This is a genomic window from Pseudomonas sp. IT-P2 (assembly GCF_949767575.1).
Taxonomy (GTDB): Bacteria; Pseudomonadota; Gammaproteobacteria; order Pseudomonadales; family Pseudomonadaceae; genus Aquipseudomonas; species Aquipseudomonas pharyngis.
Genome location: NZ_CATKQA010000044.1, coordinates 1 through 12,912 on the forward strand (window position 1 = coordinate 1; position 12,912 = coordinate 12,912).

Annotated in this window: 13 protein-coding genes; 5 read left to right on the forward strand and 8 right to left on the reverse strand. The window is 61.9% G+C overall.

Translation table 11 applies throughout. The annotated features are described in order from the left end of the window. From ACM6JM_RS19315 to tkt, 6 genes are all read right to left on the reverse strand, one after another. A partial coding sequence (locus ACM6JM_RS19315) for a ketose-bisphosphate aldolase (protein WP_414882357.1) occupies positions 1-711 on the reverse strand: 711 nt, incomplete at its 3' end. Between the two features lie 125 nt (positions 712-836). Continuing rightward, entirely contained in the window at positions 837-1,169 is a 333-nt protein-coding gene (locus ACM6JM_RS19320; RefSeq protein WP_414882358.1) for an MliC family protein, read from the reverse strand. 57 nt (positions 1,170-1,226) lie between these two features. Next, positions 1,227-1,448, reverse strand: a complete 222-nt coding sequence (locus ACM6JM_RS19325) for a hypothetical protein (protein WP_007959706.1) — start codon at positions 1,446-1,448, stop codon at positions 1,227-1,229. Positions 1,449-1,482: 34 nt separating this feature from the next. Next, positions 1,483-2,646, reverse strand: coding sequence for a phosphoglycerate kinase (locus ACM6JM_RS19330; protein ID WP_103385366.1), 1,164 nt, complete (start codon positions 2,644-2,646; stop codon positions 1,483-1,485). Between the two features lie 12 nt (positions 2,647-2,658). Then, the gene (gene epd, locus ACM6JM_RS19335) at positions 2,659-3,711 is read right to left on the reverse strand and encodes an erythrose-4-phosphate dehydrogenase (RefSeq protein WP_039767974.1); all 1,053 of its coding nucleotides are present in this window, start codon (positions 3,709-3,711) and stop codon (positions 2,659-2,661) included. A 165-nt stretch (positions 3,712-3,876) separates the two neighbouring features. After that, complete coding sequence (tkt, locus tag ACM6JM_RS19340; protein ID WP_414882359.1) at positions 3,877-5,874, reverse strand: transketolase; 1,998 nt, start codon at positions 5,872-5,874, stop codon at positions 3,877-3,879. Positions 5,875-6,145: 271 nt separating this feature from the next. Between tkt and ACM6JM_RS19345 the strand changes: the two genes are divergently transcribed. From ACM6JM_RS19345 to ACM6JM_RS19360, 4 genes are all read left to right on the forward strand, one after another. Beyond that, entirely contained in the window at positions 6,146-7,141 is a 996-nt protein-coding gene (locus tag ACM6JM_RS19345) for an ArsR/SmtB family transcription factor (RefSeq protein ID WP_074692072.1), read from the forward strand. Between the two features lie 18 nt (positions 7,142-7,159). Next, complete coding sequence (metK, locus tag ACM6JM_RS19350) at positions 7,160-8,350, forward strand: methionine adenosyltransferase (RefSeq protein ID WP_011336330.1); 1,191 nt, start codon at positions 7,160-7,162, stop codon at positions 8,348-8,350. 143 nt (positions 8,351-8,493) lie between these two features. After that, the gene (gene ligB / locus ACM6JM_RS19355; protein ID WP_414882360.1) at positions 8,494-10,170 is read left to right on the forward strand and encodes an NAD-dependent DNA ligase LigB; all 1,677 of its coding nucleotides are present in this window, start codon (positions 8,494-8,496) and stop codon (positions 10,168-10,170) included. A 97-nt stretch (positions 10,171-10,267) separates the two neighbouring features. Beyond that, entirely contained in the window at positions 10,268-10,663 is a 396-nt protein-coding gene (locus tag ACM6JM_RS19360) for a DUF1090 domain-containing protein (protein WP_007959697.1), read from the forward strand. Positions 10,664-10,705: 42 nt separating this feature from the next. On the opposite strand, the gene ACM6JM_RS19365 is transcribed toward ACM6JM_RS19360, so the two are convergent. After that, on the reverse strand, positions 10,706-11,155 hold the full coding sequence (locus ACM6JM_RS19365; RefSeq protein WP_039767969.1) for a c-type cytochrome: 450 nt from the start codon (positions 11,153-11,155) through the stop codon (positions 10,706-10,708). A 128-nt stretch (positions 11,156-11,283) separates the two neighbouring features. Here ACM6JM_RS19365 and ACM6JM_RS19370 point away from each other — a divergent pair, with 128 nt between their 5' ends. Beyond that, the gene (locus ACM6JM_RS19370; RefSeq protein ID WP_414882361.1) at positions 11,284-12,456 is read left to right on the forward strand and encodes a murein transglycosylase A; all 1,173 of its coding nucleotides are present in this window, start codon (positions 11,284-11,286) and stop codon (positions 12,454-12,456) included. 49 nt (positions 12,457-12,505) lie between these two features. On the opposite strand, the gene ACM6JM_RS19375 is transcribed toward ACM6JM_RS19370, so the two are convergent. Next, on the reverse strand, positions 12,506-12,889 hold the full coding sequence (locus ACM6JM_RS19375) for an MAPEG family protein (RefSeq protein ID WP_085746665.1): 384 nt from the start codon (positions 12,887-12,889) through the stop codon (positions 12,506-12,508). Between the last annotated feature and the right edge of the window lie 23 nt (positions 12,890-12,912).

Genomic DNA, 12,912 nt, shown 5'->3' on the forward strand with positions numbered 1-12,912 from the left:
AACCGACGAGGAACCGTGCATCACCAGGTGGGTGTTCGGGATGCGTTTGTGGATTTCCTTGATGCGGTCGATCGCCAGCACGTCACCGGTAGGTGGCTTGGTGAACTTGTAGGCGCCGTGGCTGGTGCCGATGGCGATGGCCAGGGCATCAACTTGAGTCTTCTTGACGAAGTCAGCGGCTTCTTCCGGGTCGGTCAGCATCTGGCTGTGATCCAGAACGCCTTCGGCGCCGATGCCGTCTTCTTCACCGGCCATGCCGGTTTCCAGCGAACCCAGGCAGCCCAGCTCGCCTTCTACCGAAACGCCGCAGGCGTGAGCCATGGCCACGGTTTGTTGGGTCACGCGGACGTTGTATTCGTAGTCGGTCGGGGTCTTGCCGTCTTCACCGAGGGAGCCGTCCATCATGACCGAGCTGAAGCCCAGCTGGATCGAGCGCTGGCAGACGTCAGGGCTGGTGCCGTGGTCCTGGTGCATGCACACCGGGATGTGCGGGAATTCTTCGATTGCCGCCAGGATCAGGTGACGCAGGAACGGGGCGCCGGCGTATTTGCGGGCACCGGCCGAAGCCTGAACGATCACCGGGGAGTCAGTCTTGTCAGCGGCTTCCATGATGGCGCGCATCTGCTCAAGGTTGTTGACGTTGAAGGCTGGAACGCCGTAGCCGAACTCGGCTGCGTGGTCCAGCATCTGGCGCATGCTGATAAGTGCCATTGTGTGTGTCTCTCCCGGTTTGGGTCGTTAATCGTGCCAGCCTGCCGGAGCGGCGGCGGCTATTCAAGTGATTGCAGATCGGGGGTTGAGGCCCGGCCTGGTGATTCGATAAAGCAAATTCTGTTTTATTCGGCTTTGCAGCCCCGGCCGATCAAATCATTGGTGGCGACCCAGTAAACCAGGCCTTCATTACCTTTGATGTGAAACGCCAGCATGTCGTCGCTGTACAGCGCGCCCGAGGCGCCCGGCTCTTCCTTCAGGCGATAGACCTGATCACCGCCGCCCAGACGCACATCGACTTTCTTGCGGGCGGCATCGGTGTAGCGCCACAGCACCTTTGCCTGGCTGTCGCAGGTCCAGGTGGTCCAGTTATCCACAGGGGCGGACGACTGGAACGGGTTCCACTGCGCGCAACCACCCAACAATCCCAGCGCCGCAACGGCGATCAAGCCTTTCATCCGTGTTCCTCGACCGGCAGCGCACGCCGCCGGCCCTGAGTTAAAGAGTCAGACCGGTCAAGGACAACCATGTTCCTTGGCCGGGGTTTGCGTCTCGTATTTGTCCAGACCGTCCGGGCCCGAGCGCTTGTTCAGCACCGGGTTGGTTTCGGCCTGCCAGTCGGCCTGGTAGCAGCCTTTCTGGGCCTCGCCCGGTGCCGGTGTCGGCTCGGCCTTCGGGTTACTCCCGCAGGCCGCCAGCGTACCGGTCAGCAGCAACAGCGCTAACGACTTGACCATCTGAACACTCCTTTGCCTGGCCAATCGGGCGGCCTCAGGCCTTGGCCCGGCTTTCCAGGACTTCAACGGCCGGCAGCACCTTGCCTTCGACGAATTCGAGGAACGCGCCACCGCCGGTGGAAATGTAGGAGATCTTTTCAGCCACGCCATATTTATCGATGGCCGCCAGGGTGTCGCCACCGCCGGCAATCGAGAACGCCGCGCTTTCGGCGATGGCTTCGGCCAGCACTTTGGTGCCGTTGCCGAACTGGTCGAATTCGAACACGCCGACCGGGCCGTTCCACAGGATGGTTTTCGACGACTTCAGCAGTTCGGCGAAGTTGGCCGCGGTTTGCGGGCCGATGTCGAGGATCATGTCGTCGGCAGCCACGTCAGCGATCAGCTTCACGGTCGCTTCAGCGCTTTCGGCAAATTCCTTGGCAACCACCACGTCGACCGGCAGCGGCACGCTGACTTTGGCGGCGATGGCGCGCGCGGTGTCCAGCAGGTCCGGCTCGTACAGCGACTTGCCGACCGGGTGACCGGCCGCAGCGAGGAAGGTGTTGGCGATGCCGCCGCCGACGATCAGTTGATCGCAGATCTGGCTCAGGCTGTTCAGCACGTCGAGTTTGGTCGAGACCTTGGAACCGGCAACGATGGCCGCCATCGGCTTGGCCGGGGCGCCCAGGGCTTTGCCCAGTGCATCGAGTTCAGCGGCGAGCAGCGGGCCGGCAGCGGCGACTTTGGCGAACTTGGCGACGCCGTGGGTCGAGCCTTCGGCGCGGTGAGCGGTGCCGAAAGCGTCCATCACGAACACGTCGCACAGGGCGGCATATTGCTGGGCCAGTTCGTCGGCGTTCTTTTTCTCGCCGTTGTTGAAGCGCACGTTTTCGAACAGCACGATGTCGCCGGCCTTGACGTCAACGCCGCCCAGGTAATCAGCCACCAGCGGCACTTCGCGGCCCAGAGCCTTGCTCAGGTAATCGGCGACAGGCTTGAGGCTGTTCTCGGCAGAGAATTCGCCTTCGGTCGGACGACCCAGGTGCGAGCAGACCATCACGGCCGCGCCTTTTTCCAGGGCCAGCTTGATGGTCGGCAGCGAAGCCAGGATACGCGCATCGCTGGTGACAACACCGTCCTTGACTGGGACGTTGAGGTCTTCGCGGATCAATACGCGCTTACCTTGCAGATCGAGGTCGGACATCTTCAACACGGTCATGGGTCGCACTTCCTACGGTTTTTTTGAAGTCGCTGTTTGCAGATAGTGTTCTGCAACATCCAGCATTCGGTTGGCAAAACCCCACTCGTTGTCGAACCAGGCCAGGATGTTCACCAGCCGAGGGCCGGAAACGCGGGTCTGACTGGCATCGACGATGGCCGAATGTGGGTCATGGTTGAAATCACAACTGGCGTGAGGCAATTCGGTGTAGGCCAGCAGACCTTTGAGCGGGCCGCTGGTGGCGGCGTCGCGCAGGATCCGGTTGACCTCGCCGGCGTCGGTGTCGCTCGCGGTCTGCATCGTGATGTCGAGGCAGGACACGTTGACCGTCGGCACGCGTACGGCTTTGGCCTGAATTCGCCCGGCAAGTTCCGGCAGCAGGCGCTCGATACCACGCGCCAGACCGGTGGACACCGGGATCACCGACTGGAACGCAGAACGGGTGCGGCGCAGGTCTTCGTGGTGATAGGCGTCGATCACCGGCTGATCGTTCATCGCCGAGTGAATCGTGGTGATCGACACGTAATCCAGGCCGACCGCCTGATCCAGCAGACGCAACAGCGGCACGCCGCAGTTGGTGGTGCAGGAGGCGTTGGACACCAGCAGTTCGTCGCCGGTCAGGCAATCCTGATTGACGCCGTAGACGATGGTGGCGTCGACATCCGCCTCGCTGGCCATTGGCTGCGAAAACAGTACACGCGGCGCGCCGGCGTCGAGGAAACGCTGGCCATCTGCGCGGGTGTGCCAGGCGCCGGAGCATTCGAGCACCAGATCGACGCCCAGCGATGCCCAATCGATGCCTTCGGGGGTGGCACTGCGCAGGACCTTCACGCAGTCGCCATTAATATGCAGACAATCGCCGTCGACCTTCACTTCGCCGGGGAACCGGCCGTGGGTGGAGTCGAAGCGTGTCAGGTATTCGATGCTGGCCATGTCGGCCAGATCGTTGATCGCGACAATCTCGAACCCGGCCTTCTCGCCTCGCTCGAACAACGCACGCAAGACGCAACGACCAATGCGGCCGTAGCCGTTGAGTGCAACTTTGTAGGGACGCGGTTGAGGCATGGGGTTCTCGATTACCGTGGTGAAACCGTCAGTGTTGCGGTGCTTCAACTACCGCTATCGCGAGCAGGCTCGCTCCCACAGGAAAATGCATTCCAATGTGGGAGCGAGCCTGCTCCGGGCGGCGTTCCGACGATGGACCGCAGTCCAGACGACAAAACTTCTGGATCAGTCTTCCAGCAGCTCTTCAGCCTGACCCAGGATGTTTTCCAGGGTGAAGCCGAACTCTTCGAACAGTGCCGAAGCCGGAGCCGATTCGCCGTAGGTGGTCATGCCGATCACGCGACCTTCCAGACCCACGTACTTGAACCAGAAGTCGGCATGGGCCGCTTCGATCGCAATACGTGCGCTGACCTGCAACGGCAGGACCGATTGCTTGTAGCTGGCGTCCTGAGCGTCGAACGCGCTGGTGCATGGCATGGAAACCACGCGAACCTTGCGGCCCTGCTCGGTGAGTTTGTCGTAGGCCTGAACGGCCAGACCAACTTCCGAACCGGTGGCGATCAGAATCAGCTCAGGCTCGCCTGCGCAGTCCTTCAGCACGTAGCCACCACGGCGGATGTCGGCGATCTGGCCGGCATCACGGGTCTGGTGCTGCAGGTTCTGACGCGAGAAGATCAGCGCCGACGGGCCGTCCTTGCGCTCCAGCGCGTTTTTCCAGGCCACTGCCGATTCAACGGCATCGGCTGGACGCCAGGTGTCGAGGTTCGGCGTGCTGCGCAGACTGGTCAGTTGCTCGATCGGCTGGTGCGTCGGGCCGTCTTCGCCCAGACCGATGGAGTCGTGGGTGTAGACGTGGATCACGCGCTGCTTCATCAGGGCGGACATGCGCACTGCGTTGCGGGCGTACTCCATGAACATCAGGAAGGTCGCGCCGTAAGGCACCAGACCGCCGTGCAGGGCAACGCCGTTCATGATCGCGGTCATGCCGAATTCGCGCACGCCGTAGTACATGTAGTTGCCGCTGGCGTCTTCGGCGCTGACGCCTTTGCAGCCTTTCCACAGGGTCAGGTTGGAACCGGCCAGGTCAGCCGAACCGCCCAGCACTTCCGGCAGCAGCGGACCGAACGCGTTCAGGGCGTTCTGGCTGGCCTTACGGCTGGCGATGGTTTCGCCTTTGGCCGCAACGTCGGCGATGTAGGCGTCAGCCTTCTCGGAGAAGTCAGCCGGCAGCTCGCCGCTCAGGCGACGGATCAATTCGTTGGCTTCGGTCGGGAACGCGGCGGAGTAAGCAGCGAAACGCTGGTCCCACTCGGCTTCGGCGGCACGGCCTTTTTCCTTGGCATTCCACTCGGCATAGATGTCGGCCGGGATTTCGAACGGGCCGTGGTTCCAGTTCAGCGCCTGACGGGTCAGGGCGATTTCCGCGTCACCCAGCGGGGCGCCGTGGCAATCTTCCTTGCCTTGCTTGTTCGGCGAACCAAAACCGATGGTGGTCTTGCAGCAGATCAGGGTCGGCAGCGGGCTCTTGCGAGCGGTCTCGATGGCGGTCTTGATCTCTTCCGGGTCATGACCGTCAACGTTGCGGATCACTTGCCAGTTGTACGATTCGAAACGCTTCGGCGTGTCGTCGGTGAACCAGCCCTCGACTTCGCCGTCGATGGAAATGCCGTTGTCATCGTAGAAGGCGATCAGCTTGCCCAGGCCCAGAGTGCCGGCCAGGGAAGCGACTTCGTGGGAAATGCCTTCCATCATGCAGCCATCACCCAGGAACACGTAGGTGTGGTGGTCGACGATGTTGTGGCCGGGACGGTTGAACTGCGCGCCCAGTACTTTTTCTGCCAGGGCGAAGCCCACAGCGTTGGCCAGACCCTGACCCAGCGGGCCGGTGGTGGTTTCAACGCCCGGGGTGTAACCGAATTCCGGGTGGCCCGGGGTACGACTGTGCAGTTGACGGAATTGCTTCAGGTCGTCGATCGACAGGTCGTAGCCGGTCAGGTGCAGCAGCGAGTAGATCAACATCGAGCCGTGGCCGTTGGACAGCACAAAGCGGTCACGGTCGGCGAACGATGGATTGCTCGGGTTGTGCTTGAGGTAGTCGCGCCAAAGCACTTCGGCGATATCTGCCATACCCATAGGGGCACCGGGATGGCCGCTGTTGGCTTTTTGCACGGCATCCATGCTGAGGGCACGAATGGCGTTGGCACGCTCACGACGGCTAGGCATCGCTGATCTCCTGGGTGTGAATAGATTGAAACGGAAAAAAGGAGGGCATTTTCCCTCACCCGAGCGCCTCGGGGCAATGACAGATAGTCATCCGGAGGCGTTTTTCCATTGGATAACATCGGTTTCGGTTGGTGAAACCTTTCCGCTGTTCGTTTGTAGAGTTGATCGGGCAGTGAGAAGTGCAATCGAATGCGCCATCCATCGAGCAATATCAAAACTTTTTGATATAGACCTTGCGATGCTTCCGGGCCGTCACTAGACTGCCAGCCCTATGAACTTACGCGTGCCTTCCATTCGCCATGACGATTGCGACGAGCTGGCGGCCCTGTGCAAGGCCGGCGGCGATCCGCTGCGGCTGAATGTATTGCGTGCCCTGGCCAACGACTCGTTCGGCGTACTGGAACTGGCGCAGATTTTCGGTATCGGCCAGTCCGGCATGAGCCATCACCTTAAAGTGCTGGCGCAGGCGGATCTGGTGGCGACTCGCCGCGAAGGCAATGCGGTGTTCTATCGCCGCGCCCTGCCCCACACCGAGTTGCTGGGAGGCAAGTTGCACGCTGCATTGTTAGAAGAAGTCGACAATCTGGCGCTGCCGGCCGACGTGGAAACCCGGATCGCACTGGTTCACGGGCAACGCGCGGCCAACAGCCAGGACTTTTTCGCAAGGGTTGCAGAGAAATTCCGCGCCCAGCAGGATTTGATTGCCGGCCTGCCGCAGTACCGTGAAAGCGTGCTGGCCCTGCTCGACAAACTGAATTTCGATGGCGCAGCCACGGCCATTGAAGTCGGCCCCGGCGATGGTGCATTCCTGCCGGAACTGGCGCGTCGCTTCGACACCGTAACCGCACTGGACAACAGCGCGGCGATGCTCGAACTGGCTCGCCAGGTATGTGAACGTGAACAGCTGGCTAACGTCAGCCTGCAATTGGCCGATGCATTGAATGGCGTGAGCCTTCAGGCCGATTGCGTGGTGTTGAACATGGTGTTGCACCATTTCGCCGCGCCGGCCGAAGCGCTCAAGCACATGGCCAGCCTGCTGCAACCGGGCGGTAGCCTGCTCGTGACAGAGTTATGTAGCCACAACCAGAGTTGGGCCAGGGAGGCCTGCGGTGATCTGTGGTTGGGGTTTGAACAGGACGATCTGGCCCGTTGGGCCACCGCTGCGGGACTCGTTCCCGGGGAAAGCCTCTATGTAGGCTTACGTAATGGTTTCCAGATCCAGGTCCGCCATTTTCAGCGACCGGCTGGCGACACTCACCATCGGTAAATTCAGGAAAACATCGAGATGAGCGAATACTCCCTCTTCACCTCCGAGTCCGTGTCTGAAGGACATCCGGACAAAATCGCCGACCAGATTTCCGATGCAGTGCTGGACGCCATCATTGCCCAGGACAAGCACGCACGCGTTGCGGTGGAAACCCTGGTCAAGACTGGCGTGGCCATCGTTGCCGGTGAAGTGACCACCAGTGCCTGGGTCGACCTGGAGCAGATCGTTCGTGACGTGATTTGCGACATCGGCTACACCAGCTCCGACGTCGGCTTCGACGGCGCGACCTGCGGCGTGATGAACATCATCGGCAAGCAGTCCCCTGACATCAACCAGGGTGTTGACCGTGCCAAGCCTGAAGATCAAGGCGCCGGCGACCAGGGCCTGATGTTCGGCTACGCCAGCAACGAAACCGACGTGCTGATGCCAGCACCGATCACCTTCTCGCACCAGCTGGTGCAGCGTCAGGCCGAAGCCCGTAAATCGGGTCTGCTGCCTTGGCTGCGTCCGGACGCCAAGTCGCAAGTGACCTGCCGTTATGAAGGCGGCAAGGTTGTCGGTATCGACGCCGTGGTTCTGTCGACCCAGCACAACCCTGAAGTGTCGTACAACGACCTGCGCGAAGGCGTGATGGAGCTGATCGTCAAGCACGTGCTGCCTGCCGAACTGCTGAGCAAGGACACCCAGTTCCACATCAACCCGACCGGCCAGTTCATCATTGGCGGCCCGGTAGGTGACTGCGGTCTGACCGGTCGCAAGATCATCGTCGACAGCTACGGCGGCATGGCCCGTCACGGCGGCGGCGCGTTCTCCGGTAAAGATCCATCCAAGGTTGACCGTTCGGCTGCCTACGCTGGCCGTTATGTTGCCAAGAACATCGTGGCGGCCGGCCTGGCCGAGCGTTGCGAGATTCAGGTTTCCTACGCGATCGGTGTAGCCCAGCCTACCTCGATCTCGCTGAACACCTTCGGCACCGGCAAGATCAGCGATGACAAGATCATCAAACTGGTCCGCGAAGTGTTCGACCTGCGTCCATACGCGATCACCACCATGCTGGACCTGCTGCACCCGATGTACCAGGAAACCGCAGCCTACGGCCACTTCGGCCGCGCTCCGCAGACCAAGACCGTTGGCGAAGACACCTTCTCGACGTTCACCTGGGAAAAAACCGACCGCGCCGACGCTCTGCGTTCCGCTGCCGGCCTGTAATTTTCCTGGCGGTACAAGAAGCCCCGCACGGTTCGCCGTGCGGGGCTTTTTCATGGCCGCGAAACAACCGGCAAAACAGCCGCCCGGCCCGCTTCAAAATCCCGGCTAGCCTTCAGGTATCTCTCTGAGCAAGGACGCTCACGATGCTTGCCACACTGCGCCTGTTTTTGTTTTTCCTGCCGTTTTTCCACCTCAACACCTTCGCTGCCGACTGCCCCGACTGGGCCGCCGCCCGGGCTTCGAGCGAAGTCGCCGCCCTGCAACAACAGATCGACCGCTGGGACGACGCCTATCATCGCGAAGGTCGTTCGGTGATCGCCGATGAGCTCTACGATCAGTCCCGCCTGCGCCTGAACCAATGGCGCCGGTGCTTCAAACTTCCCTCACCGCCCGAGCCGTTGCGCACCGCATCAGGCCCGGTTGCGCACCCGGTCGCTCACACCGGTCTGGACAAGCTTCACGACGCGGCGGACATCGCGACCTGGCTGCGCGACCGCCAAAACGTCTGGGTACAACCCAAGGTCGATGGCGTGGCGGTCACCCTGATCTATCGCAACGGCCGACTGCATCAGGCGATCAGTCGCGGGGATGGGGTTCGCGGGCAGGACTGGACGGAGTCGGCAAAAAGGATCGGAGCCATTCCACAGCGGCTGACGCAACAGCAGGATCTGTTGGTGCAAGGCGAACTCTACTGGCGCTTGAACGGCCATAAGCAGGCACGTGCCGGCAGCGCCAACGCCCGCGCCACCGTGGCCGGGCTGCTGGGGCGTAAGGATCTCGACGCGGAACACGCTGCAGGCATCGGGCTGTTTGTCTGGGACTGGCCGCAAGGGCCGAAGGACTTGCCGGAGCGAATCGCGGCGCTGACGCAGTTCGGTTTTCCCACCACGGAGCCCTACACCCAGGCCGTCGCCAGCCTGAACGAAGCGCAACACTGGCGCGATCACTGGTATCGCTCGCCACTGCCATTTGCCACGGACGGAGTGGTTCTGCGCCAAAGCCTGCGGCCACCGGCAGAGCGCTGGCAAGCTCGTCCGCCCTATTGGGCTGTCGCCTGGAAATACCCTTTTGCCCAGGCGCTGGCCGATGTGCGCAAAGTAAATTTCAAGATCGGCCGCACCGGGCGCATCACGCCGGTGCTTGAACTGTCGCCGGTGATGCTCGATGACCGGCAGATCAAACGGGTCAGTGTCAGTTCGCTCAGGCGCTGGCAGGAACTGGACATTCGCCCCGGCGATCAGGTGGCAATCAGCCTGGCCGGGCTGACGATTCCGCGCCTCGACAGCGTGGTGCTGCGCAGCACTGAACGCGTGGATCTGAACGTTCCGCTCGCCAGCGACTTTCACGCCCTGAGCTGCTGGCAACCGACGCCGGGCTGCGAAAGCCAGTTCCTCGCCCGCCTGACCTGGCTCAGCGGCAAGCAGGGACTGGCCCTGCCCCATGTCGGTCGCGGCACCTGGGAGAAACTTCTGGAAACAGGCCGCCTGAACAGCCTGCTGGATTGGTTGACCCTCGACGGGCCGGAGCTTGCTAACATTGCCGGTCTCGGCGAGCGCAGCAGTGCCCGCCTGCTGCACAGTTTTCACAGCGCCCGCCAACGGCCGTTCCTGCAGTGGCTCAAAGCCCTGGGGCTGCCACCGACCGGTCAGGCAACACTCGCCGATTCATGGCAGACGCTGGCACAACGCAACACCGAACAATGGCAGGCAGAAGCCGGAATCGGCCCGGGTCGCGCGGCGCAATTGAGCGCCTTTTTTCGTGACCCGCAGGTACTGGCCCTGAGTAAAACCTTGCAAGCCGCCGGTGTCGACGGCTTCTGAACACGCAATCCCCGGCCCACCGGGAACCCAAGTCCGCCGGAGCGCTCCAACAGCGCAGTGCTTCACCGATACGATTGCCTTTGCACATGGAGCTTTTATGAAATTTCTCGCACCGCTCGCCCTGCTGTCTTTCTGCGCAGTCCTCGCCGCCCCCGTGATGGCCGACGAAGACGCGCCGGGCCTGACCGGTTGTGCTGCCAAGAAGCAGGGCATCATCAATCAGATCGAACAGGCCAAGTCCCGCGGCAATGCCGACCAGCAGGCCGGCCTCGAAACCGCCCTGCGCGAAGTCACCGAACACTGCACCGACGCCGGCCTGAAGAAAGAGCGGGAAAACAAGGTACTCGACGCCAAGCACGAAGTGAGCAAGCGTCAGGCCGATCTGGACAAGGCCATGAAGAAGGGCGATCCGGAGAAGATCGACAAGCGCAAGAACAAGCTCGCCGAATCGCGCAAGGAATTGCAGGACGCGCTGGACGAACTCGACAAGTAAGAAAGCCGGGGATCACGGCCAAAGGCTGTGATCCCTTGAACATCAGTGGTCGCGAAACTCTTTATGGCAGGCACTGCAGGCATCTTCGACTCTCTGCACCGCCGGCCCCAGGTTACTGGCCTTGTAGGGTTGAACCTTGCTGGCGATCACCAATTCACCGGTGGCCGCTTCAAGGGTGCGGGCCATTTCCTGGAAGCGGGCCTGTTTCTGCCAGACATCGTCCTTGGCGCTGGTGTGATCTTCTTCGCGCACCTGCGGGAAATGTTTCCACGGCTCATGGGACAACGCATCGAGCTTGACCGCGCCTTCGGCGAATTTCGCTCCGTCGAACGGGATGCGCCCACGCAACATGCCACCCAGGTCTTCGCCGGTTTTGAGCATCTGCTTGAAGATCGCCTTGCGCTGGCCCAGCGGGGAATTCGGGTCGACACCGCCACAGGCGGACAAGGTCAGACAGGCCAGCAATACAACAGAAATTCTTTTAAGAGTCATGGTGGCTTCAGGTCACGGAAATCGGCGGCCAGTATCCTCGGGTCACCGCCAAACACCAATAGCCCTATTAACAATAAGGGTTGCTTGAGCGCATGGAGCACTTCTGCAACCGGCACAGGAAATTCTCCATGAACAGCCGCTTCAAGGCCTGGCGTCATCCGCTCATCGTCACCCTTCCGCTGCTGGCGATCCTCGCCGGGTGCACCGGTGGCGACAGCGCCAAGCCGAAAACCCACGCCCTGGCTACCTACTCCAGCGCCACTTGGGAAGCGTTGCCTGCGGTGTCCGACAGCGATCTGGTGGCCGGATTCAGCTCGTGGCGCAGCGCCTGCACCCGGCTCAAGGCTGACCCGGTCTGGGGCCCGACCTGTGCAGCCGCCGCCAATGTCCCGCAAAGTGCCGGCGACATCCGCGCCTTCCTCAAGCAGAACCTCGACGTGTTCGGCCTGCGCGCCGAAAACGACAATCCCAACGGCCTGATCACCGGCTACTACGAACCGGTCTATCCCGGCAGCCTGACGCAAACCGCCACCGCCAACGTGCCGGTGTATGGCGTGCCCGAAGACATGATCATTGTCTCGCTGGACAGTATTTACCCGGAACTCAAAGGCAAGCGCCTGCGCGGCCGCCTCGAAGGTCGCGTGCTCAAGCCTTACGACGATGCGGCGACCATCGAAAGCCAAGGCGTCAAGGCGCCGGTCGTGGCCTGGCTGACCGACCCGATGAACCTGCAATTCCTGCAGATTCAGGGTTCGGGGCGGATTCAGACCGAGGACGGTCGCCAGCTGCGCATCGCCTATGCCGACCAGAACGGTCACCCGTACCGACCGATCGGCCGCTGGCTGGTGGAACAGGGCGAGCTGAAAAAAGAAGAAGTCACCATGGGCGCGATCAGCAACTGGGCCAAGGCCAACCCATCGCGCATTCCGGAACTGCTGGCGAGCAATCCGAGCTACGTGTTTTTCACCCGCAACCCGGACAGCAACGAAGGGCCGCGCGGCTCGCTGAACGTGCCATTGACCGCCGGTTACAGCGCGGCGGTGGATCGCAAGGTGATTCCGCTGGGCAGCCTGTTGTGGCTGTCGACCACTCGCCCCGACGGCACGCCGCTGGTACGCCCGGTGGCTGCGCAGGACACTGGCGGCGCGATTGCCGGTGAGGTTCGCGCGGATCTGTTCTGGGGCACCGGCGATGCCGCCGGGCAACTGGCGGGCGACATGAAGCAGCAAGGGCAGATCTGGATGCTCTGGCCGAAAGGTGCGGCGTTGCCGCAAGTACCGCAGGTTGCCGACAAGCCGTAAGCACAATGCAAAAGATCGCAGGCCTCGTCAGCCTGCGATCTTTTCAGGTTCAGACCGAAACGAAGAAGAAGCTGGCAATCAGCACCATCCCGACGAACCAGACCAACGAGCGCAAAGCCGCCCAGTCCGCCAGATAGCAAATGATGTAGAGCAGGCGACTGGTGATGAACAGCACCGCCAGCACATTGACCGTCACCAGCTCTGCCGTGCCCACCAGGTGCGCGACGATCACCGCCGCCGCAAACGCCGGGGTCACTTCAAAACTGTTCAGTTGCGCCGCATGGGCACGGCGCGCCACGCCATCCACGCTGTCCAGAAAGTCCCGGGGATCATGATTGTCCCGCAGTCTGAAACCGCCCGAGGCCTTGGCCACGACGGTGCACAGATAGGGCAGAAAAATCGCGATCAACACACACCACAAAGCCACCGTCATAACACCGTCCTTCTTTCGAGTTT

Bases quoted from the DNA above. Each gene is read 5' to 3' on its own strand.
- ACM6JM_RS19320 (WP_414882358.1), bottom strand. From the start codon at position 1,169: ATGAAAGGCTTGATCGCCGTTGCGGCGCTGGGATTGTTGGGTGGTTGC.
- ACM6JM_RS19330 (WP_103385366.1), bottom strand. From the start codon at position 2,646: ATGACCGTGTTGAAGATGTCCGACCTCGATCTGCAAGGTAAGCGCGTA.
- ACM6JM_RS19360 (WP_007959697.1), top strand. From the start codon at position 10,268: ATGAAATTTCTCGCACCGCTCGCCCTGCTGTCTTTCTGCGCAGTCCTC.
- ACM6JM_RS19370 (WP_414882361.1), top strand. From the start codon at position 11,284: ATGAACAGCCGCTTCAAGGCCTGGCGTCATCCGCTCATCGTCACCCTT.
- ACM6JM_RS19345 (WP_074692072.1), top strand. From the start codon at position 6,146: ATGAACTTACGCGTGCCTTCCATTCGCCATGACGATTGCGACGAGCTG.
- ACM6JM_RS19325 (WP_007959706.1), bottom strand. From the start codon at position 1,448: ATGGTCAAGTCGTTAGCGCTGTTGCTGCTGACCGGTACGCTGGCGGCC.
- ACM6JM_RS19375 (WP_085746665.1), bottom strand. From the start codon at position 12,889: ATGACGGTGGCTTTGTGGTGTGTGTTGATCGCGATTTTTCTGCCCTAT.
- ACM6JM_RS19365 (WP_039767969.1), bottom strand. From the start codon at position 11,155: ATGACTCTTAAAAGAATTTCTGTTGTATTGCTGGCCTGTCTGACCTTG.
- metK (WP_011336330.1), top strand. From the start codon at position 7,160: ATGAGCGAATACTCCCTCTTCACCTCCGAGTCCGTGTCTGAAGGACAT.
- epd (WP_039767974.1), bottom strand. From the start codon at position 3,711: ATGCCTCAACCGCGTCCCTACAAAGTTGCACTCAACGGCTACGGCCGC.
- ligB (WP_414882360.1), top strand. From the start codon at position 8,494: ATGCTTGCCACACTGCGCCTGTTTTTGTTTTTCCTGCCGTTTTTCCAC.
- tkt (WP_414882359.1), bottom strand. From the start codon at position 5,874: ATGCCTAGCCGTCGTGAGCGTGCCAACGCCATTCGTGCCCTCAGCATG.